This window comes from Octadecabacter ascidiaceicola (assembly GCF_900185015.1).
GTDB classification, from domain to species: domain Bacteria; phylum Pseudomonadota; class Alphaproteobacteria; order Rhodobacterales; family Rhodobacteraceae; genus Octadecabacter; species Octadecabacter ascidiaceicola.
The window spans coordinates 488,763-510,508 of record NZ_FXYD01000002.1; the positions used below are offsets into that span (position 1 = coordinate 488,763).

Genomic DNA, 21,746 nt, shown 5'->3' on the forward strand with positions numbered 1-21,746 from the left:
GCCCCCATCACGCCCTAACTTGAGGTCGGATATGAGCAGCCAAGCAGACCAGAAAACATCCACTTTGGCGGGCCTCGGCTTGCATGCGCAGGGTGGTCAGGAAGCGACTATAACGGGGTTAACCGTTGATAGCCGCGAGGTGGGCGAGGGAACGTTGTTCTTCGCGCTTCCAGGTAGCACGGTGCATGGCGGTGAATTCATCCAGTACGCGCTGCGCATGGGGGCGGCCGCTGTTCTAACGGATGCGCAAGGCGCTGAAATTGCAGCCAAAGAGCTGGCCGAAAGCGATGCCGCCTTGATCATAGCTGAAGACCCGCGCGGTGCCTTGGCGCAAACCGCGTCCCTTTGGTTTGGCGCACATCCTGAAACGGTTATTGCGGTCACAGGCACCAACGGCAAAACATCGGTGTCTACCTTCGCCCGCCAAATCTGGGTCGAGATGGACCTTGCGGCGGTGAACCTTGGCACCACAGGGGTTGAAGGCGCGTGGACCCATCCGTTGAAACACACAACACCCGAACCCATCACGCTGCACCGCACCATGGCGCAGGCGAAGGCCGAAGGGATCACCCATGTCGCGATGGAGGCGTCAAGCCACGGCTTGGACCAGCGCCGCCTTGATGGGGTGATTTTGGCGGCGGCGGGGTTCACGAACTTCACGCAAGACCACCTTGATTATCACGAAACCTTCGAGGCCTATTTCGATGCCAAGATGGGGTTGTTCACGCGGCTTTTGCCCGAAGAAGGCGTGGCAGTCATCAACATTGATGACCCTAAGGGGCCAGAGGTCGTTGCATTGGCCGAGGCCCGCGGGCTGGAAACCATCACCGTTGGCCGCAGAGACGAGGCGCGTTTGCAACTGACTGCACAGCGGTTTGACGCAACGGGGCAGGAAATATTGTTTGATTGGCAACGCGGCAGTCATAAGGCGCGCCTGAACCTGATCGGTGGCTTTCAGGCGGATAACGTTTTGCTTGCCGCTGGGTTGGTGATTGCCGCGGGCGGCGATCCTGAGGAAGCCTTTGATACCCTGCCATATTTGACTACCGTTCGCGGCCGCATGCAGCACGCCGCGACGCGCAAGAACGGCGGATCTGTGTTTGTCGATTATGCCCACACGCCTGATGCGGTTGCTACGGCCCTGAAAGCGATGCGCCCGCATGTGATGGGCAAGCTGATCGCGATTGTCGGGGCCGGCGGGGATCGTGATGCATCCAAGCGGCCTTTGATGGGGCAGGCCGCAGCTGAAAACGCGGATATCGTTTTCGTAACCGACGACAACCCGCGCTCGGAAGACCCTGCCACAATTCGCGCCGCTGTTATGGCTGGATGTCCTGAAGCTATCGAAATCGGCGATCGCGCCGAGGCAATCCTGCGCGGCGTTGATGCGCTTGGGCCGGGGGATGCGCTTTTGATCGCCGGTAAAGGCCATGAAAGCGGACAGATCATCGGGGATGATGTGCTGCCATTTGACGATGTAGAACAAGCCAGTGTCGCCGTGGGCGCCCTTGACGGAGATTTGTGATGACGCTTTGGACATCAAGTGACGCTGCCGCCGTATCAGGTGGAACATCAGCCGTAAAATGGACCGCGAATGGTGTGTCCATCGATACGCGCACCATCCAAGAGGGCGATCTGTTTGTCGCGCTCAAGGCGGAACGCGATGGCCATGACTTCGTAAAGATGGCGTTAGAAAAAGGGGCCGCTGCGGCGCTGGTGACGCATCGGCCTGACGGTGTCGCCGATGATGCGCCGCTGTTGGTTGTTACAGACGTCTTAGCAGCACTCGAAGCTTTGGGGCAGGCAGCACGCGCGCGCACCAAGGCCAAGGTCCTTGCGATTACGGGGTCGGTTGGCAAGACCTCGGCCAAGGAAATGGCGCGCACTGTTTTGCAGCGCCAAGGCAAAACCCATGCCGCCGAAGCCAGCTATAACAACCATTGGGGCGTGCCGCTGACCTTGGCGCGTATGCCGCAAGACACGGAATTTGCCGTTATCGAAATCGGCATGTCCAACCCCGGAGAGATCGCGCCGCTGTCACGCATGACACATCCTGATGTTGCGATGATTACGACCGTCGCGGCAGCCCACCTTGAAGCGTTTGATGACATTTCGGGTATTGCCCGTGAAAAGGCATCGATCCTTGATGGGTTGGAAAAGAATGGTGTCGCCGTTTTGAATGCAGACATTGAAACAAGCGCCGTATTGCAGAAATATGCCGCCCGTTGCCAAGTTACGCAGGTACTGTTTGGCCAAATGTCGCGGACTTGGAAACTGGATCATGTAGCCCTATCTGAGGGGCAAACCATGGTTCAAGCGGACACGCCCAATGGCCCGCTGATGTTCAAACTCTCCACCGCTGGGCGTCACTTTGCGATGAACGGGCTTGGCATTCTGGCGGCCTGTGATGCAATGGGTGCGGACCCTGTGCAGGCGGCGATGGACCTTGGCCTTTGGCAGCCCCCTGCGGGGCGCGGTACGTTGGAAACAGTGACCACGGATCCTGCAAATGTCGGCGAGAGTCTTGCGTTGTTGGATGACGCGTTTAACGCTAACCCGACGTCGCTGACTGCGGCGCTTGAAGTTTTGGCGTCTTACACCCCACGCGACAATGTTGGGCGCGTTGTAAAAGGGCGGCGTGTTGCGATCCTTGGGGATATGCTAGAACTTGGCCCCGATGAAATGGCAATGCACGCCGATGTGGTCAATGACCCCTCCGTTCCGGCATTGCAGCTGATTCACTGTGCCGGCCCGCGAATGCGCCATTTGTACGACGCACTCCCCGAAGGGCAACGCGGGGAATGGGCGCAAACCGCGCAACAACTGGCAACGCAAGTGTCACAGCTTGTGGATGCAGGCGATGTTGTGCTTGTAAAGGGGTCAAAAGGCTCAAAAATCAGCCTTGTCGTTGACGCCATCCGCAAACTGGGGCATCCCGACACGATCTAGTGATAACGCGATAAGGTTTACGTATATGTTGTATTGGCTCACGGCACTTTCTGACGGCGGGGACTTTTTCAACCTGTTCCGCTATATCACGTTCCGTGCAGGTGGTGCATTTCTGACGGCCCTGATTTTTGGCTTTGTGTTCGGCCCTTCGTTGATCCGCGTGTTGCGTGCCCGTCAGGGCAAAGGCCAACCGATCCGTGATGATGGCCCTGAAAGCCACCTTGCCAAGGCGGGCACCCCGACGATGGGTGGTTTGTTGATTGTTGGCGCGTTGCTGACGTCGACCTTGCTGTGGGCCCGTCTGGATAACCCGTTCATTTGGATGGTTTTATTCGTCACCATGTCGTTCGCCCTGATCGGTTTTGCCGATGATTATGCCAAGGTGTCCAAGCAGAATACAGCAGGCGTGTCCGGTAAATTGCGTCTTGCGCTGGGCTTTCTGATTGCTGGCGTTGCCGCCTATTGGGCCGCGCAATATCACCCAGATGAGCTGACAAACCAACTGGCGTTGCCAGTTTTCAAGGACGTATTGGTCAACCTTGGCGTGTTGTTCATTCCTTTTGCGATGATCGTTATCGTAGGTGCGGCGAATGCTGTGAACATGACCGACGGTCTGGACGGCCTTGCGATTATGCCCGTTATGATCGCTTCCGGTGCCTTTGCGATTATCGCCTATTTCGTTGGCCGTACCGACTTTACGACAGAACTTGGACTGCACTACGTGCCCGGGACAGGTGAACTGGCGATCTTTGCAGCGGGTATCATCGGCGGTGGTTTGGGTTTCTTGTGGTACAACGCCCCGCCTGCTGCCGTGTTTATGGGTGACACTGGTTCGCTGGCACTTGGCGGCGCGCTGGGCGCGATTGCTGTCGCGACGAAACACGAGATCGTCCTCGCAATCGTTGGAGGCCTTTTTGTCGTCGAAGCTATGTCCGTCATAATCCAAGTGCTGTACTTTAAACGTACAGGGAAACGCGTTTTCCTAATGGCGCCAATTCACCATCATTACGAGAAAAAGGGATGGGCCGAACCGCAAATTGTTATCCGGTTTTGGATCATTTCTTTGATCCTCGCGGTGATTGGTCTTGCAACGCTGAAAGTGCGCTAAACGGGCATATTGTCCGTTGGATCATCTTCCTCTTCTTCAACCAGCACAGTCGCACCAGTAAGCCAAGCTTCAGCAGCGGGTTCGTCCTTGGTATCAAATGCCTTTACCTCAAGGCCTGGCATAAGTGCGCCTTCAATCTCTGCAGCGGTTTGCATCCACTTCGCGTCAGTTAAAACGGCGAGCTTTTGAAAACGGTGCATCGTTTTAAACAACGACGGCAGCCGTGCCATCTCAATCATTATTGCACCAAATGTCGGCATCGCAAAATCCGCAACCTTTATGAGCATTTGACCATTTGAAATCCCCTCGGACTTTTCGAACAAATCTTCGAGGCCGAGTTTCATCATTTCCGCGTCAAGCGGGCCACCTACTAGGATGTCGAGACGATCGGATTTGGTTTTGTGAACCAATAACACCGCGTGTCCTCCTCTTTTGATCACGCTTTCATTGTACGTTATTCGCAGCTACGCCGCCTTGATCTGGCGCAATTGCACAAGATTGAACAAACTCGGCGGACGGCGATCCTGAGCTTGCGAAACCGGCGCGCGCACTGCACTCTGCGCGCCAATAAAAGGGGCAGAAAACATGATTCCAGTGCAAGGCTATTCTGGCAAGACCGTCGCGGTTCTCGGTCTAGGACGCTCGGGGCTCGCGACCGTTACGGCGCTACAGGCTGGTGGCGCCGATGTGATCGTTTGGGACGACAGCCCTGAAGCCGCCGACAAAGCCAATGACGCGGGCGCAACGTTGCGCGACCTGACCAAGCAAGGCGCGTTTGCGGACGTTTCAGCGTTGATCACGTCTCCTGGAATCCCGCATCTTTACCCTGAGCCGCACCCCGCGATTGCCCGTGCGATGACTGAGGGCTGCCCCGTCGACAACGACATCGGGTTATTCTTTCGCAGCTTTGCAACGGGTGGTTGGGACAATTTCGAAACCATCCCGAAGGTCATTGCGATAACGGGTTCAAACGGTAAATCAACGACCTCCGCGCTGATCCATCATATCCTCGAAGAAGCAGGCCGCCCTACACAGCTGGCCGGAAACATCGGGCGCGGTGTTTTGGACATTGATGAAGCCCATGACGGAGAAGTCATCGTGCTTGAGCTGAGCAGTTACCAAACCGACCTTGCTCGCGCGTTGACGCCGGATGTGGCCGTGTTCACTAACCTCTCGCCAGATCATCTGGATCGCCACGCCGGGCATGGAGGTTACTTCGCCGCCAAACGCCGCCTGTTCGCTGAAGGCGGCCCTGACCGCGCGGTGATAGGCGTGGATGAACCTGAAGGGAACTACATCGCCAACCAACTCTCCGAAGGCCCAACAGATGATCGCGTGATCCGCGTCTCGTCTGGCACGAAACTTGGCGGGGACGGCTGGAACATCTTTGCCCGCAAAGGGTTTCTGAGCGAAACGCGAAAGGGGCGGCAAATTGGGTCAATCGATCTACGACAAATCGCCGGACTGCCCGGCGCACATAATCACCAGAACGCTTGTGCGGCCTACGCTGCCTGCCGGTCCTTGGGCATCGGGCCGCGGGTGATCGAACAGGCTTTGCACAGCTTTAAGGGCCTTCCGCACCGCAGCCAGTTGATCGCGCAACGCGATGGTGTGCGGTTTGTGAATGACAGCAAAGCCACCAACGTGGACTCAGCCGCCAAAGCATTAGCCGCCTTTGATAAGGTCCGCTGGATTTGCGGCGGTTTGGAAAAAGAGGGCGGCTTGGATGCCTTGCTACCGGCACCAACCGTCGTCAAAGCCTATGTCATCGGGCGTGAGGCCGCAGCTTTCGCCATGAAGCTTAAGGGTGTGGATGTTGAAATCTGCGGTGACATGAAAACAGCCGTAACCAAGGCCGCAGCCGAGGCTCAGTCGGGTGAAACCGTCCTCCTTGCCCCAGCAGCCGCATCGTTTGATCAATACGACAGCTTCGAGAAACGCGGTGAGGACTTCACCGACTGTGTAAACGCGCTCTAGTACCTTCATCTTGGCCAAAAAACTCAGATCCCGACCTTAGCCCTCACGCGCCGCAATCGCCGTTCCTGCGGCATGCCCTGACGCCCACGCCCATTGGAAGTTATACCCGCCGAGCCAGCCTGTGACGTCCACCGCTTCGCCAATGAAATAAAGACCGTTTTGCGTTTTGGCTTCCATGGACTTTGACGACAAGCCGTTCGTGTCCACGCCACCCGCCGTGACTTCGGCGGTGCGGTAACCTTCGGTGCCCGATGGTTTGAGGGTCCAGTTGCGAAGGTCTGCGATCAACGCTTCGATGCGGACATCTGACAGATCGCCCGTGTTTCCGCTCAGTTTGAGTTCGGAAGCAATAAATTCGATCAAACGAGCAGGCAGGTACTTGGCCAATGTTGTCGTTAGTGCCTTACGGCCTTCTGAGGTACGGTCGGCCTTTAATGCGCTGGCAAGGTCAAAGCCTGGGGACAAGGAGACAGCTATATCTTCGCCATCCACCCAATAGGACGATGCCTGCAAAACAGCAGGGCCAGACAGCCCGCGATGCGTGAACAACAGCGCTTCATCAAAGGCTGTGCCGTCATTTGTTGTGACGCGCGCGGGGGTGGCGACGCCTGCCAGCGGTTTGAATTTTTCATCCGAGAACGTGAACGGCACAAGGGCAGGGCGCGTTTCTGTAACGGCCAGCCCGAACTGATCCGCAATGTCATAAGCCAGCCCCGTCGCGCCCATTTTCGGGATGGATTTGCCGCCCGTCGCGACGACCAGATTGGCGGCCGTTACCAATTGCGCCTGCCCGTGTCGTTTCAGCGCGACCTGAAACTGCGCCCCGTCGTGACGAATATTGCCAATGCTGGTTTGTGTCCAAACCTCGCCGCCAGCGTTTGCAACCTCGGCCAGAAGCATCGCGATGATGTCTTTGGCTGTGTCGTCACAAAACAGCTGGCCCAGCGTTTTCTCGTGCCACGCGATTTTGTAGCGATCCATCAGGTCAATGAAATCCCACTGCGTGTAGCGTGCCAATGCGGACTTCGCGAAATGCGGGTTCCGGCTGATGAAATTCGCCGCCGTCGTGCCAAGGTTGGTGAAATTGCAACGCCCACCACCCGAAATGCGGATTTTTTCACCCGCGGATTTGGCGTGATCGACAACCAATGTGCTGGTCCCCGCGAAGGCGGCGCAGTGAAGTCCAGCGGCGCCAGCGCCAAGAATAAGAGTGTTTACATGCATGCAGTTCAGGTGCCTTGAAAACGTCTCGTGCACAAGAGGGCTAAAGAAGCGTCATTTCACTGGAAACGTGATGCTTTTGACGTTACAGTTGAAACCAGACCCGGCAAACGGGCGTTTTGAGGCAGTAAGGCAGTCGCCATGACAGAAATGGTTTTCGGTGCGATCCCCGTGCAATCGGGCGATCCGGTTCTTCCACGTTGGTGGAGAACGGTTGATAAATGGACGCTGTCATGCGTCATCATTTTATTCGGAATTGGAATGTTGTTGGGGCTGGCCGCTTCGCCGCCTTTGGCTGCTAAGAACGGGTTTGAACCTTTCCACTATGTGCAACGTCAGGCGTTGTTTGGCTCCATCGCCATGGTTGTATTGGTCGTCACCTCGATGATGTCCCCGACTTTGGTGCGCCGATTGGCTACGCTTGGCTTTTTGGCAGCGTTTATTGCCCTTGCTGGTTTGCCGTTCTTGGGAACGGACTTTGGCAAAGGTGCCGTGCGTTGGTATTCCTTGGGCTTTGCATCTGTGCAGCCGTCCGAATTCCTAAAGCCTGGATTTATCGTTGTGGCCGCATGGTTTATGGCTGCGAGCCAAGAGATTGGCGGCCCGCCTGGTAAGTCATATTCCCTTATTCTGACCGCGGTGATCGTGTTGATGCTGGCCATGCAGCCTGACTTTGGCCAATCCGCGTTGATCCTGTTTGGCTGGGGCGTGATGTATTTCGTTGCCGGTGCGCCGATGCTTATTCTCGTCGCGCTTGCTGGTGTTGTCACCTTTGGCGGCACGGTTGCCTATTCGAACTCCGAACACTTTGCGCGTCGTATTGACGGTTTCTTGAACCCTGACGTCGACCCGACCACGCAGCTTGGCTATGCCACAAACGCCATTCGCGAAGGCGGGTTCTTTGGTGTTGGTGTGGGCGAGGGGCAGGTGAAATGGTCTCTGCCTGATGCGCATACAGACTTCATTATTGCAGTCGCGGCCGAGGAATACGGATTGATCTGTGTTCTTGCGATCATCGGGCTTTATGCAACTGTCGTCGTACGGTCCCTGATGCGTTTGATGAAAGAACGGGACCCGTTCATTCGTTTGGCTGGCTGTGGGCTTGCCTGCATCGTTGGTGTTCAAGCGATGATTAACATGGGGGTGGCGGTGCGTTTGCTTCCTGCAAAAGGCATGACATTGCCGTTTGTTAGCTACGGTGGTTCGTCCGTGATCGCGTCCGCGATTGCGGTCGGCATGTTGCTGGCGTTCACGCGCACGCGTCCACAGGGCCAAATCGGTGACATTTTGCTACGGCGGGGCCGGTAATGTCTGATCCACTTTTGATTATCGCGGCAGGTGGCACTGGTGGCCATATGTTCCCAGCCCAAGCTTTGGCCGAAGCGATGCTGGCACGCGGCTGGCGGGTTAAGCTGTCCACGGATGTGCGCGGCGCGCGCTACACGGGCGGCTTTCCCCATGCGGTTGAAATCGAACAGGTCGGATCGGCCACCTTCGCGCGGGGCGGTTTGGTGGCCAAGCTCAGGGCACCGTTCACGATCGCAGGTGGGGTGGTTTCGGCAGTGTTTAAGATGCTGCGCGACAAGCCCAGCGTCGTTGTCGGCTTTGGTGGTTATCCAACTATTCCGGCGATGTCTGCGGCGTGGATTTTGCGCAAGCCCACGATGATCCACGAACAAAACGGCGTGCTGGGCCGTGTTAACAAGATTTTCTCAAAGCGCGTGAACAAGGTTGCCTGCGGAACATGGCCGACAGAATTGCCCGCCGGTGTCGAAGGCGTGCCCGTGGGCAACCCCGTGCGTAATGCAATTTTGGAACGTGCGGGGGCGGGATACATCGCACCGGGTGATTACCCGATGTCCATTCTGGTGATGGGCGGCTCGCAGGGCGCACGTATCCTGTCAGACATTGTGCCGCCTGCGGTTTCGGGGCTTCCCTCGGCCATTCGTCGCAACATCCGCGTCAGCCATCAGGCCCGCGCCGAGGACCTTGAACGCGTCGCGAAGTATTACGCAGACGAAGGCATTCCCGCAGACGTGCAGCCGTTCTTTAACGACGTGCCGACGCTGATGTCTGAATGCCAGCTGGTGGTTTCCCGCGCAGGCGCGTCGTCTATCGCAGACCTGAGCGTCATCGGTCGCCCCGCGATCCTTGTGCCATATGCAATGGCGCTATCAGATCACCAAACCGCAAATGCGCGCCAGTTGGTTGAAACAGGCGCTGCAATTGCGATTGCCGAAGCAGACCTGCAAGTCGACAGCTTATCCACGCAGATTGCAGATATCTTGGGCGACGCAAACAAAGCGCAATCCATGTCCCAAGCAGCCCTTGCCTGCGGGAAGCCGGACGCGACAGAAACACTTGTCGCGCTGACGTTGGAATTGACCCAACCCAAACCGTAGATACGAGTAACAAAAAGAAGATGGACGGAAGCAGACCCATGAACGCAGCAGCGACAAAACTCCCCCTCGACGTTGGCCCGATCCATTTCGTGGGTATCGGCGGTATTGGCATGTCAGGGATTGCCGAAGTGCTGTTGTCGCACGGCTATGTGGTGCAGGGGTCCGATCTGAAGGAAAGCCCGATCACTAAGCGCCTGAAAAAACTGGGTGCACATGTGTTTGTCGGTCAAAAGGCTGAAAACATCGCAGACGCCGAAGTCATCGTGATTTCCAGTGCGATCAAGACGGGCAATCCAGAACTGGACGAAGCCCGTGCCCGAGGTCTTCCAATCGTGCGTCGCGCCGAAATGCTGGCCGAACTGATGCGCATGAAATCTAATATCGCGGTCGCGGGGACGCACGGCAAAACGACGACCACAACTATGGTTGCGGCGCTGCTGGATGGCGGTAATTTCAACCCAACGGTTGTGAACGGCGGTATCATTCACGCCTATGGGTCCAACGCGCGCGTTGGCGACGGCGAATGGATGGTGGTTGAAGCGGACGAGTCTGATGGCACGTTCAACCGCTTGCCAGCGACAATCGCGATTGTGACCAACATCGACCCTGAGCACATGGAGCACTGGGGTACCGAGGAAAACCTGCACCGCGGGTTTTATGATTTCGTGTCCGGCATTCCGTTTTACGGGCTGGCTGTGTGCTGCACCGATGACAGTGACGTTCAGGCTTTGGTTGGGAAAATCACCGACCGCCGTGTCATGACGTACGGGTTTAACGCACAAGCGGACGTGCGCGCGATCAACCTGACATATAAGCAGGGCGTCGCGCATTTTGACGTGGTCTTGCAAAACGAAGACATGACGATCGAAAACTGCGCATTGCCGATGCCGGGGGATCATAACGTCTCAAACGCATTGTCGGCAATCGCCGTTGCGCGGCATTTGGGGATGAAGGCCGAAGAAATCCGGTCTGCCTTGGAAAACTTTGGCGGTGTGAACCGTCGCTTTACCCGTGTGGGCGAAGTGGATGGGGTCACGATTATTGATGATTACGGTCACCACCCGACCGAAATTCTGGCCGTTCTAAAGGCCGCACGCCAAGCCTGCGATGGGCGTATCATCGCCGTGCACCAACCCCACCGCTATACCCGTGTTCACCATCACTTTGATGACTATTGCGCCTGTTTCAACGACGCGGATGTCGTCGCTATTTCCGAGGTTTTCGCCGCTGGTGAGGACGTGATTGAGGGCGCGACGCGCGATGATCTGGTCGCCGGATTGATCCGCGCGGGCCACCGCCATGCCCGTGCCATCACGGATGAGGCTGACTTGGTGCGCTTGGTGAAAGAACAAGCCAAGCCGGGCGATATGGTCGTGTGTCTTGGCGCGGGTTCTATTTCCAGCTGGGCCAACGCGCTGCCGGAGCTTTTGAAAGCGTGACCTATGAATGGCTCATCCTTGGGGCGGTTCTGATTGCCGCGCTGTTGCCGATGATCAAATGGGTGCGCCGCCTGTTTTGGGCGTTTTCGATTGCATTTGTTGGGATGATGTTAATTCACATGCAGCATAACCCTGGTGAAGCGACGCTTGCGTTGGGGGCAATGGGGGGCGGGCTGATGTTTGCGCGCCCTATTCGGCGTATGGTTTTGGGTGGCATATTGTGATGGGTTCGAATTGGCTATGCCAATCCGACCAATGCGGGGGCCAGCCCCCGCGCCCCCGGGATATTTTTGAAACAGAGACAAAGAGGATCTGGGCGTGAGTTGGTCGATTGTCATTGCCGCCCTCTGGGTTTTGGTCGCGACGGGAACCGCGTTGCTGCCGATGCGCCGGCAATATGTGCCGGGGGTTACATTGTTGTTGGTGGCGCCGGTTCTGATCCTTTGGCTGGGCTATGACTTTGGCTGGGGCTGGGGCGTTGCGGCATTCATTGGGTTTGCGTCAATGTTTCGCAACCCGCTTAGATATTTGTTCGCTCGCGCACGCGGTCAACGGCCGGAGATTCCGAAATGATGGCAGTGGGGTTGGGATTCGCTTGGCTGGTTGCGGCCAATGTTTTGGCGATGTTGCCAAGCCGCGATAACCTGTGGACGCGGGCCTATGTGCTGATCGCGATTGGCATTCCGTTGCTGGGCTACATTACATACATCAACGGCCCGCTTTGGGGGATGGCGTTTTTGGTTGCTGGATGCAGTGTGCTGCGCTGGCCGGTGATCTATTTGGGGCGCTGGATACGCCGCGTAATGGCGAAGACAGAAAGCTAAGAGACGCGACAAATGCTTGGCAGCAGTGGTGTGTCGCGCTAAACGAGCCCCATGATGTTGAATGATTTGCCCGAAGTGCACGGCGTGTTAACGCCAAACCGTGACCTGTCAGAACTGACGTGGATGCGCGTGGGCGGGCCTGCGGATGTGTTGTTCCAGCCTGCGGATGAAGAAGACCTATGCGCGTTCTTGGCTGCTTTGCCGGAAGATGTTCCTGTCTTCGCGATGGGCGTTGGGTCCAATCTGATCGTGCGAGATGGCGGTGTGCGCGGCGTCGTGATCCGGCTTGGGCGTGGATTCAACGGGATTGAGTTTGACGGAAACACCGTGCGGGCAGGGGCCGCGGCACTGGACATGCATGTGGCGCGCAAGGCAGCGGCGCAGGGGTTGAACCTGACGTTTCTACGGACAATTCCGGGCTCCATTGGCGGCGCTGTTCGAATGAACGCAGGGTGTTACGGCGACTATATGGCCGATGTTTTGCAGAACGTACGTGTTGTGATGCGCGATGGCTCTGTGCAAACGTTGGCGGCCGATGCGCTGGATTTGCAGTACCGTTCCTCGTCATTGCCAGAGGGCGCGGTGATTGTTTCGGCCACGATGAAAGCGCCACTCGAGGATCCTCAAACCCTTGAGGATCGCATGGCGGCGCAGCTGGCCAAGCGTGATGAGACCCAGCCAACCAAGGATCGCACCGCTGGCAGCACATTCCGTAACCCTGCGGGTTTTTCCAGCACTGGAAAGGCGGATGATAGCCAAGATTTGAAGGCGTGGAAGGTGATTGACGACGCTGGCATGCGTGGCGCAGCCGTCGGTGGCGCGGTGATGAACGTAAAACATTCCAACTTTTTGACCAATTCGGGGGGCGCAACGGCGGCCGACCTCGAAAACCTTGGGGAAAGCGTTAGAAAAAAGGTTTACGAAACCAGTGGATTAACGTTAGTGTGGGAAATTATGAGGGTTGGTGAACCGGCCCCGAAAGACTGATCTCCTTTAACGGATCAAAGCCCCACAGGCAGGGGCGCGGTAAACAAAGTATATGACGACCCAACAAAGGGTCGCGAAAGAGGCGATAGCGTGTCGAGCAGGACACCCCAAACCGTAGCCGTTCTGATGGGCGGCCCCTCGGCTGAACGTGAGGTATCCCTCAGTTCAGGCAAAGAATGTGCGGCCGCGTTGCGCGTCGCAGGTTTTGATGTGGTCGAGATTGATGCCGGTGCTGACCTTGTGGAACAGCTGAAAGCCGCCAAGCCAGATGTCGCGTTTAATGCGCTGCACGGGCGGTGGTGTGAAGATGGTGTTGTGCAGGGCGTGTTGGAATGGTTGCGCATCCCTTACACGCACAGCGGCGTTCTGGCGTCTGCGATTGCGATGGATAAACAGAAGACCAAAGACGTGTATCGCACCCACGGTTTGCCGTTTGTGGAAAGCATTTTGGCGACCAAGGTCGAGATTCAAGCGGACCATGTGATGGAGCCACCCTACGTTGTGAAGCCTTTCGATGAAGGGTCCAGCGTTGGAATTTACCTTGTGCATGAAGCGGCAAACGGGACGCCAAAGATCGCACCGGAATTGCCGGATGTGATGATGGTTGAAACCTTTGCGCCGGGGCGCGAGTTGACGACAGCCGTGAGGGGGGCGGGGGCTGCATCTGCTGAAAGTCGCGCGCTAACGGTCACCGATATCGTTGTGGATGGCTGGTATGACTATGAAGCCAAATATGGTGCCGGCGGCAGCAAACATATTCTGCCCGCTAACATCCCGCAGGACATTTTCGATGCTTGTATGGACTACGCGGTCCGCGCCCATAACGCGCTTGGCTGTCGTGGGCTTAGCCGTTCGGATTTCCGTTGGGACGAGAGCCGTGGCCTTGATGGGCTAATCTTGCTGGAAACCAACACGCAACCGGGTATGACACCAACATCATTGGCCCCAGAGCAGGCGGCACATGTCGGAATTTCATTCCCAGAATTGATGACTTGGATGGTGGAGGACGCGTCATGCGATCGCTAAAGGCTCAGCGTCCTGAAGGTGTACGCCGCGACCCGGCGCCATCCCGTTGGGGGTACCGTTACCAGCGTTTGATGCTGACACCTGGGTTCCGCAAGCTTGTAAAAGTTGGCGTTCCAATGCTAGTTGTTGGTGGCCTGATCGCAGGTTGGACAGCGCGTGAAGCGAACCGTCAGATGATCGCGGACGCCTACAACAACACCAAAACCCAGCTTCAGCAGCGCGATGAATTCATGGTTAAGATGATGGCGATTGACGGGGCTGACGATACGTTGGCCACCGATATTCGCACGGTCTTGCCGTTGGAATTTCCGCAATCCAACTTTGACCTCGACTTAGAAGAAATGCGCCAAACGGTTGCGGCTTTGCCCGCTGTTGCGGATGTCTCATTACGTGTGCGTCCAGGGGGCGTTTTGCAGGTCAACGTTACGCAGCGCGTTCCGGTTGCGGTGTTTCGGGCCCCTGAAGGGCTTAAGCTGATCGATAGCGAAGGCGTGCTAATTCAAAATATCATCGCCCGCGCAGACCGTTCGGATTTGCCGCTGATCACAGGTGATGGCGCTCGGGAAGCGCTCGATGAAGGGCTTGAAATTTACCGTGTTGCGGGGCCGTTGATGCCACGTATGCGCGGCGTGGTGCGGATGGGCGAACGTCGTTGGGACGTGATCCTCGACAGTGGTCAACGCATTCTACTACCGACAGACAATCCAGTGCCCGCGTTTGAACGGGTGGTTGCATTGAACCAAGCCCAAGACTTGCTGGAACGGGATGTAGCGGTGGTCGATATGCGCCATCCAGCCCGCCCGACAATCCGAATGAATGAACAGGCCGTAACGAATTTGCGTCAGATCAACGCCGAACAAGAATAAGAATAGGTGTGTAACAAATGAGAGATCTTTACCAATCCCAACGCGCCATGCGCGCTATGCGCCAAGCAGCCATGCAACGTGGTGTCATTGCAATTTTGGACATAGGCAGTTCCAAGATCGCCTGCCTTGTTCTGCGTTTTGACGGGCCTGAGCAATATAGCGATGGGGATGGTGTTGGTTCCATGGCGGGGCAGTCGTCGTTTCGGGTGATTGGGGCCGCAACCACCCGTTCACGTGGTGTTCGTTTTGGCGAGGTTGAGGCCATGGCCGAAACTGAACGTGCAGTGCGTACCGCTGTTCAAGCAGCGCAAAAGATGGCGAATGTTCGCGTGGATCACGTGATAGCTTGTCTGTCCGGTGGCCGCCCGCGGTCCTACGGACTGGACGGGCAGGTTGATGTGATGGGGCAAACTGTAACGGAAGGCGACATTGGCCGTGTTCTGGCGGAATGCGAAGTGCCAGACATTGGCGAGGGTCGCCAAGTGCTGCACGCGCAACCGATCAACTTCGCACTGGATCACCGCTCTGGTCTTGAAGACCCGCGCGGGCAGATCGGCACAACCCTGACGACCGATATGCACATGATGACTGTCGAAGACAGCATCATTGAAAACCTGCTGTATTGCATCAAACGCTGCGACCTCGAGTTGGCGGGTATTGCGTCATCGGCCTATGCGGCGGGGATTTCGTCGCTGGTTGAGGATGAACAGGAACTCGGTGCGGCCTGCATCGATATGGGCGGCGGGTCTACCGGTATCTCGATCTTTATGCGCAAACACATGATCTATTCGGACGCTGTGCGCATGGGCGGGGACCACGTGACGTCTGATATTTCCATGGGTCTGCAAGTTGCACCTGCGATGGCAGAACGCATCAAAACATTCTACGGAGGCGTGCTGGCGACGGGCATGGACGACCGCGAAATGATCGAAGTTGGCAGCAACACAGGCGACTGGGAACGCGATCGTCGCACCGTCAGCCGCGCGGAGCTTATCGGCATCATGCGCCCACGGGTTGAAGAAATACTTGAAGAGGTACGTGTGCGTTTGGACGCCGCGGGCTTTGAACATTTGCCAAGCCAACAGATCGTTCTGACAGGGGGCGGCAGCCAAATTCCGGGCCTTGATGGTCTGGCCAGCAAAATCCTTGGCCAGCAAGTGCGCCTTGGTCGTCCATTGCGCGTTCAAGGCTTGCCGCAAGCGGCGACAGGGTCGGCGTTTTCGGCCGCCGTTGGCCTCAGCCTTTTTGCGGCGAACCCGCAGGATGAGTGGTGGGACTTCGATATTCCCGCCGAGAAATATCCGGCACGTTCCTTCAAACGGGCTGTTCGCTGGTTCCGAGAGAACTGGTAGTTCCGTGGGTTACTACCCACGCATACGCAAGATTTCGCCGATCACCCCAGATACGGCGGAAAATCTCGCCAAGAGGCCCACATTTTGCGGTTTTTTGGCACTTTAGACGTGACCCAGGGGGCAGAGGCCGTTAAGGTCCAGTAAATAATTCGACAAGAACGCCCGATGGGACGGGCCCAACAAGACAGGCGGACAGCACATGACATTGAATCTCTCCATGCCCGGGCAGGAAGAACTGAAACCACGCATCACCGTATTTGGTGTAGGCGGCGCAGGCGGTAACGCAGTAAACAACATGATCGAGCAAGAGCTTGAAGGTGTTGAGTTTGTTGTTGCCAACACAGACGCGCAGGCGCTTCAGCAGTCCCGCTCGGATGCGAAAATTCAGATGGGTGTCAAAGTAACCGAAGGTTTGGGTGCAGGTGCTCGTGCAACCGTTGGTGCCGCTGCCGCAGAAGAATCAATTGAACAGATCGTTGACCACCTTGCTGGCGCACACATGTGCTTCATCACAGCGGGTATGGGCGGTGGCACCGGTACAGGTGCTGCACCGATCATCGCACAGGCTGCCCGTGAACTTGGCGTTCTGACTGTTGGTGTTGTTACCAAGCCGTTCCAGTTTGAGGGCGGCAAGCGTATGAACCAAGCGGATGCAGGCATCGAAGCCTTGCAAAAGGTTGTCGACACGCTGATCATCATTCCAAACCAGAACCTCTTCCGTCTGGCGAATGAAAACACAACCTTCACCGAAGCGTTCTCCCTTGCGGATGACGTGCTTTATCAAGGTGTTAAGGGTGTTACTGATCTTATGGTTCGCCCTGGTCTTATCAACCTCGACTTTGCTGATGTTCGCGCCGTAATGGACGAAATGGGCAAGGCGATGATGGGCACAGGCGAGGCCGACGGTCAGGACCGTGCGGTTCAGGCGGCAGAAAAAGCCATCGCGAACCCACTGCTGGACGAGATTTCCTTGGAAGGCGCACGCGGCGTTCTGATCAACATCACAGGCGGCTACGACCTGACGTTGTTCGAACTCGACGAAGCAGCCAACAAGATCCGCGAAAAGGTCGACCCAGAAGCAAACATCATCGTCGGGTCCACGCTGGACACTGGCATGGAAGGCAAGATGCGTGTGTCCGTTGTGGCAACTGGCATCGACGCTGTTGCGAAAACGTCCGACATTCCGGTTCCACGTCGCCCAATGGCAGCACCTTTGACACAGCAAGTTACAGCTGAAGTGAAAGCAGAAGAAGCGGCACCGGCGCCGGCTGAGGCACCTGCTGCTGTTGCTGAAGTTGCTACAGAAACGGCTCCTGAACCAACGTTGTTTGATGAAACAGCTGCCGCTGCACCGGCACCAGCGCCAACATTTGACGCACCTGCAGCCGCTGCTGCAGCCGAAGCTGATCTGCCACCGGCCGCTTACCAGCCGCGCCCAGAGCCAGAAATCGAAGCGCCAACTAACGCATTCGTTGCGCCGCAGCGCCCTGCAGTTGGCACACCAAGCCAGGAAACGCTTAATCGTCTTCGCACCGCAGCGACCCGCAGCGCACCAGCCGCAGCACCCGTCGCAGAGCCGATGGAAACAGAAGAGGCCGCAAAGCCGCGGATGGGCGGGTTGAACAGCCTGATCAGCCGCATGACTGGTCATAACGAAAGCCAAGCCGCCGAGCGCCCGCAGCCACCTGTTGCGACCCTGCGCGAAGAGGCTGCACCAGCGTCTGAAGCTGATGCAGACCAAGAACGTATCGAAATTCCAGCGTTCCTGCGTCGCCAAGCGAACTAAAATGCTGTGACGTAAGGTCACGATTTAAGAAGAAGGGCTGCCAGCTGGTGGCCCTTTTTATTTGCATATCAGGCGCTTGCCGCGCCGCAGCACGCACAACGGCAGTTTTTAGCCACTTTGTAACAGGGATGTTTCAGTCCGTTGCAAAGAGTGTGTTGAGAGACGGCCCCCCACCTCTTAAGTCTTTTTCAACAAAGAAGGCTTTAATCGTGCAAACGACTCTCGACACAACAGTGGCATTTGAAGGCAAGGGGCTCCACCTCGGGCAGCCTGTGTCTATTGTTGTTCGTCCTGCACCCGCAGATCATGGAATCATCTTTCGCCGTATGGACGTTGATGCATCCAAAGCCGATGTTCCGGCCCTCTGGCACCGCGTCATCGTTTCTCCGCTGAACACGCGGATCGAAAACGCGGCAGGGACGTCTGTTTCCACGATTGAACATATCATGGCGGCACTTGCCGGATGTGGTTTGCACAACGCACTGATCGAAGTAACCGGCCCTGAAGTGCCAATTCTTGATGGGTCGGCGGCGCAATTCGTCGAAGGGTTTTTGCACGCTGGGGTTCGCCGCTTGAACGCGCCCTTGCGCGTGCTCGAAGTACTGAAACCAGTTTCGGTTACGGTCGGCGATGCGACCGCACGCCTTGACCCTGCTGATACTTTGCACATCCGCTTTGAAATCGACTTCGCCGATCGCGCGATTGGACATCAAGAAAAGACACTGAACATGTCTAACGGTGCCTTTGTGCGTGAGTTAAGCAACAGCCGCACGTTCTGCCGTTCGTCCGATGTGGATGCGATGCGCGCCCAAGGTCTCGCCCTTGGTGGCACATTGGAAAACGCAGTTGTGGTTGATGATGCTGAGGTTCTCAGCCCCGGTGGTCTGCGCCACAAAGACGAGGCTGTTCGTCATAAGATGTTGGATGCATTGGGTGATTTGTATACCGCAGGCGCCCCAATTTTGGGCCGATACACCGGATCAAAGGCTGGCCATGCGGTCACGAACGCCTTGCTGTGTGCATTGTTTAATGACCCCGAGGCTTGGGCATGGCGAGACGCTGATGTGGCAACTGCCGCTCGTTTGCCGGGTGTTGGCATTCGTTGGGCTGACGTTCCTGCTGTCGCTTAAATTACCTTCAATTATCAATCGACAACGCGTGCGTGCAAAAGGCATTTTGCACCCCATATTTATGTGCTAGACCACTTCCAATGAGAACAGATGTTCGGACAATAAACGTGAGCGGGGGCGCCTCAATGTCAGGCCGCAGCAGCATTTTTAAACTTCGTAAAGGTCTGGTAACAGGCGTGTTTGTGCTCGGGCTGATGGCTGGGTGTGGAGCGCTTGATACCCGTGCACCTGGCGCTTTGGAAGCATATTCCGCACAAGAGATCTTTGAACGCGGTGAGTTCGAACTCGAACGCGGGCAGGGCGATGACGCTGCCTTCTACTTCGGTGAAATTGAGCGCCTATACCCTTATTCCGAATGGGCCAAACGCGCGTTGATCATGCAGGCGTTTTCATATCACCGTGATAAGGACTACCCGAATTCACGTGCAGCGGCACAACGCTACATCGACTTTTATCCCGCCGATTCTGACGCAGCCTACGCTCAGTATTTGTTGGCGCTATCTTACTACGACCAGATTGACGAAGTTGGCCGAGATCAAGGTCTTACGTTCCAAGCGCTGCAGGCATTGCGCGTTGTGATTGAGCGCTACCCTGAGAGCGAATATGCACGTTCTTCGGTCCTGAAATTTGACCTAGCCTTTGACCATCTCGCCGCTAAAGAGATGGAAATCGGCCGCTACTATTTGAAACGCGACCATTTCGCAGCGTCCATTAACCGTTTCCGCATTGTTGTCGAAGACTTCCAAACAACGTCCCACACACCCGAAGCCTTACACCGTTTGGTTGAGGCGTATTTGTCGCTCGGCCTCGTCGAAGAAGCCCAGACCGCTGGCGCGATCCTTGGCTATAACTACCAGTCGACCGAGTGGTATGAAGACAGCTTTGCGTTGTTGACGGGGCAGGGGCTTGAGCCGAAATCCATCGGGGACAACTGGTTGTCGGCCATCTATCGTCAGATGGTACGCGGCGAATGGCTCTAGGCTAAGGCATGCTCCGCAGCCTTGATATTCGTGACATGCTAATCATTGACCGGCTGGAGCTTGCGTTCCAACCGGGGTTGAATGTGCTGACTGGAGAAACTGGGGCGGGCAAGTCTATCTTACTGGATTCATTGGGCTTTGTTCTTGGTTGGCGCGGCCGCGCCGAGCTTGTGCGCCAAGGGGCCGATCAGGGTGAGGTCATTGCCGAGTTCGATCTCACCGAAAGCCACGCCGCATGGGACGTGCTGCGCGAGGCGGGGTTTACCTACGATGACACCCTGATTTTACGCCGCATTAACAGCCGTGACGGGCGCAAAACGGCGTGGATCAATGATCGCCGTGTCAGTGGGGAAATTTTACGATCGGTGTCTGAAACGCTCGTTGAATTGCACGGTCAACACGATGATCGTGGCTTGCTGAACCCGCGAGGGCATCGTGTTCTTCTAGATGATTTCGGTGGGTTGGATTCAAAGTTAACGAAAGTTCGTAGCGCTTGGAGAACCTTGGTTGCGGCGAAGAAAGAACTGTCTGAAGCGCAGGCGCGCGTCGCTGAATTGCAGGCTGAGGAAGAGTTCCTACGCCATGCAGTGGCCGAGCTGGACGGGCTAGCCCCAACAGCTGGAGAGGACGCAGAACTTGACCAGCAGCGCCGCAAAATGCAGGCCGCTGAAAAGATCGGCGTCGATATTTCTAAAGCACAACAAGCACTTGGCCTGAACGGGGCAGAGGGAATGCTTGGCGATGCGATGCGTTGGCTGAGCGATTCAGCCGACCAAGCAGATGGCACACTGGAAGGTCCACTTGCCGCACTAGAACGCGCCATGGCTGAGCTAAGCGAAGCGCAGGGGGGTGTGGAAACTTGCATTGATGCGCTGGCGTTTAATCCATTTGAGCTGGAACAGGTCGAGGAACGTTTATTCGCGATCCGTGGTCTGGCCCGCAAACACAACATTCTGGCAGATGAGCTTGCGCCGTTTGCCGACGGTTTGCGCGAACGCTTGAACGCTTTGAATAGAGGTGCATCTGACCTTGCCGATCTGAATGCCGCATTGGGCATCGCACAGGCAAGTTACGACAAAGCCACAAGCGAATTGACGGAGTCTCGACGTAAATGGGCGGCCAAGCTCGACAAGGCTATGGCGAGCGAGCTGGCACCATTGAAAATGGAACGCGCTGTTTTCGTTACAGAAATCACGGAAGCAGAAGCTGGCCCAGAAGGGGTGGATACCGTTGCATTTACCGTTGCGACCAATCCCGGTGCGCCAGCCGGTCCGATCGGAAAGATCGCCTCAGGTGGGGAATTGAGCCGTTTCCTACTTGCCCTGAAGGTCTGCCTGACGGGCGCTGAATCTGGCCTCACTTTGATTTTTGACGAGATTGACCGCGGCGTTGGCGGTGCGACGGCAGATGCTGTTGGGCGACGTTTGTCCCAGCTGGCAGGGCAGGGCCAAGTGTTGGTCGTAACGCACAGCCCACAAGTCGCGGCCCTTGGGGATCATCACTGGCGCGTTGAAAAACGCCAGACTAAGGACGCGACGTTGTCGACAGTTGTTGGTTTGATGGATGATGAACGCATTGACGAAATCGCGCGTATGCTCAGCGGTGATCGTATAACTGAAGAAGCCCGTGCTGCTGCAAAGGCATTGCTTCCTGAGTGATCAGGTTCAAGTTGCGTTTGTTCAACAATTCCGGTGGTTTT

General features: G+C 56.6%; 20 protein-coding genes. 18 read left to right on the plus strand and 2 right to left on the minus strand.

The annotated features are described in order from the left end of the window. The first annotated feature begins 31 nt into the window (after positions 1-31). Genes OCA8868_RS07875 through mraY form a run of 3 tightly spaced genes read left to right on the plus strand, consistent with a single transcriptional unit; the run spans position 32 to position 4,057 of the window. Positions 32-1,525, plus strand: coding sequence for a UDP-N-acetylmuramoyl-L-alanyl-D-glutamate--2,6-diaminopimelate ligase (locus OCA8868_RS07875; RefSeq protein WP_093996001.1), 1,494 nt, complete (start codon positions 32-34; stop codon positions 1,523-1,525). Continuing rightward, positions 1,525-2,949, plus strand: coding sequence for a UDP-N-acetylmuramoyl-tripeptide--D-alanyl-D-alanine ligase (locus OCA8868_RS07880; RefSeq protein ID WP_093996002.1), 1,425 nt, complete (start codon positions 1,525-1,527; stop codon positions 2,947-2,949). The genes OCA8868_RS07875 and OCA8868_RS07880 overlap by 1 nt, the downstream gene beginning before the upstream one ends. A gap of 25 nt (positions 2,950-2,974) precedes the next feature. Next, entirely contained in the window at positions 2,975-4,057 is a 1,083-nt protein-coding gene (gene mraY / locus OCA8868_RS07885; protein WP_093996003.1) for a phospho-N-acetylmuramoyl-pentapeptide-transferase, read from the plus strand. On the opposite strand, the gene OCA8868_RS07890 is transcribed toward mraY, so the two are convergent. Continuing rightward, positions 4,054-4,473 (minus strand): SpoIIAA family protein, encoded by a 420-nt coding sequence (locus OCA8868_RS07890; protein ID WP_093996004.1) that lies wholly within the window; start codon positions 4,471-4,473, stop codon positions 4,054-4,056. The genes mraY and OCA8868_RS07890 overlap by 4 nt on opposite strands. Before the next feature lie 169 nt (positions 4,474-4,642). Here OCA8868_RS07890 and murD point away from each other — a divergent pair, with 169 nt between their 5' ends. After that, complete coding sequence (murD, locus tag OCA8868_RS07895; RefSeq protein WP_093996005.1) at positions 4,643-6,034, plus strand: UDP-N-acetylmuramoyl-L-alanine--D-glutamate ligase; 1,392 nt, start codon at positions 4,643-4,645, stop codon at positions 6,032-6,034. A 36-nt stretch (positions 6,035-6,070) separates the two neighbouring features. Here the strand turns inward: murD and OCA8868_RS07900 are convergent, their stop codons facing one another. Beyond that, positions 6,071-7,258, minus strand: a complete 1,188-nt coding sequence (locus OCA8868_RS07900) for a BaiN/RdsA family NAD(P)/FAD-dependent oxidoreductase (RefSeq protein WP_093996006.1) — start codon at positions 7,256-7,258, stop codon at positions 6,071-6,073. 138 nt (positions 7,259-7,396) lie between these two features. Between OCA8868_RS07900 and ftsW the strand changes: the two genes are divergently transcribed. The 14 genes from ftsW to recN all read left to right on the plus strand — a co-directional run bounded on the left by ftsW (position 7,397) and on the right by recN (position 21,705). Beyond that, complete coding sequence (gene ftsW / locus OCA8868_RS07905) at positions 7,397-8,563, plus strand: putative lipid II flippase FtsW (RefSeq protein WP_093996007.1); 1,167 nt, start codon at positions 7,397-7,399, stop codon at positions 8,561-8,563. Continuing rightward, a complete protein-coding gene (murG, locus tag OCA8868_RS07910; protein WP_093996008.1) occupies positions 8,563-9,657 on the plus strand; it encodes an undecaprenyldiphospho-muramoylpentapeptide beta-N-acetylglucosaminyltransferase in 1,095 nt (364 codons plus the stop codon). Before ftsW ends, murG begins: the two co-directional genes overlap by 1 nt. Positions 9,658-9,677: 20 nt before the next feature. Then, complete coding sequence (gene murC / locus OCA8868_RS07915; protein WP_093996009.1) at positions 9,678-11,096, plus strand: UDP-N-acetylmuramate--L-alanine ligase; 1,419 nt, start codon at positions 9,678-9,680, stop codon at positions 11,094-11,096. Beyond that, a complete protein-coding gene (locus OCA8868_RS07920) occupies positions 11,093-11,320 on the plus strand; it encodes a hypothetical protein (protein ID WP_093996010.1) in 228 nt (75 codons plus the stop codon). The genes murC and OCA8868_RS07920 overlap by 4 nt, the downstream gene beginning before the upstream one ends. 94 nt (positions 11,321-11,414) lie before the next feature. Continuing rightward, positions 11,415-11,669, plus strand: coding sequence for a DUF2484 family protein (locus tag OCA8868_RS07925; RefSeq protein WP_093996011.1), 255 nt, complete (start codon positions 11,415-11,417; stop codon positions 11,667-11,669). Beyond that, positions 11,666-11,920, plus strand: coding sequence for a DUF2484 family protein (locus OCA8868_RS07930; RefSeq protein WP_093996012.1), 255 nt, complete (start codon positions 11,666-11,668; stop codon positions 11,918-11,920). The genes OCA8868_RS07925 and OCA8868_RS07930 overlap by 4 nt, the downstream gene beginning before the upstream one ends. 51 nt (positions 11,921-11,971) lie before the next feature. Next, positions 11,972-12,907 carry a UDP-N-acetylmuramate dehydrogenase gene (murB, locus tag OCA8868_RS07935; protein ID WP_179214809.1) on the plus strand — a complete coding sequence of 312 codons (936 nt, stop codon included), beginning with the start codon at positions 11,972-11,974 and terminating at the stop codon, positions 12,905-12,907. A 126-nt stretch (positions 12,908-13,033) separates the two neighbouring features. After that, the gene (locus tag OCA8868_RS07940) at positions 13,034-13,933 is read left to right on the plus strand and encodes a D-alanine--D-alanine ligase (RefSeq protein ID WP_245848128.1); all 900 of its coding nucleotides are present in this window, start codon (positions 13,034-13,036) and stop codon (positions 13,931-13,933) included. Continuing rightward, a complete protein-coding gene (locus OCA8868_RS07945) occupies positions 13,921-14,799 on the plus strand; it encodes a cell division protein FtsQ/DivIB (RefSeq protein ID WP_093996014.1) in 879 nt (292 codons plus the stop codon). The genes OCA8868_RS07940 and OCA8868_RS07945 overlap by 13 nt, the downstream gene beginning before the upstream one ends. A 17-nt stretch (positions 14,800-14,816) precedes the next feature. Next, the gene (ftsA, locus tag OCA8868_RS07950; RefSeq protein ID WP_093996015.1) at positions 14,817-16,151 is read left to right on the plus strand and encodes a cell division protein FtsA; all 1,335 of its coding nucleotides are present in this window, start codon (positions 14,817-14,819) and stop codon (positions 16,149-16,151) included. Between the two features lie 199 nt (positions 16,152-16,350). After that, on the plus strand, positions 16,351-17,937 hold the full coding sequence (gene ftsZ, locus OCA8868_RS07955) for a cell division protein FtsZ (RefSeq protein ID WP_093996016.1): 1,587 nt from the start codon (positions 16,351-16,353) through the stop codon (positions 17,935-17,937). A 209-nt stretch (positions 17,938-18,146) separates the two neighbouring features. Continuing rightward, the gene (lpxC, locus tag OCA8868_RS07960; protein ID WP_093996017.1) at positions 18,147-19,067 is read left to right on the plus strand and encodes a UDP-3-O-acyl-N-acetylglucosamine deacetylase; all 921 of its coding nucleotides are present in this window, start codon (positions 18,147-18,149) and stop codon (positions 19,065-19,067) included. A 125-nt stretch (positions 19,068-19,192) separates the two neighbouring features. Then, on the plus strand, positions 19,193-20,047 hold the full coding sequence (locus OCA8868_RS07965) for an outer membrane protein assembly factor BamD (protein WP_093996208.1): 855 nt from the start codon (positions 19,193-19,195) through the stop codon (positions 20,045-20,047). A gap of 8 nt (positions 20,048-20,055) precedes the next feature. Then, positions 20,056-21,705: a DNA repair protein RecN gene (recN, locus tag OCA8868_RS07970; RefSeq protein ID WP_093996018.1), complete on the plus strand. Its 1,650-nt coding sequence runs from the start codon at positions 20,056-20,058 to the stop codon at positions 21,703-21,705. Positions 21,706-21,746: the final 41 nt, after the last annotated feature.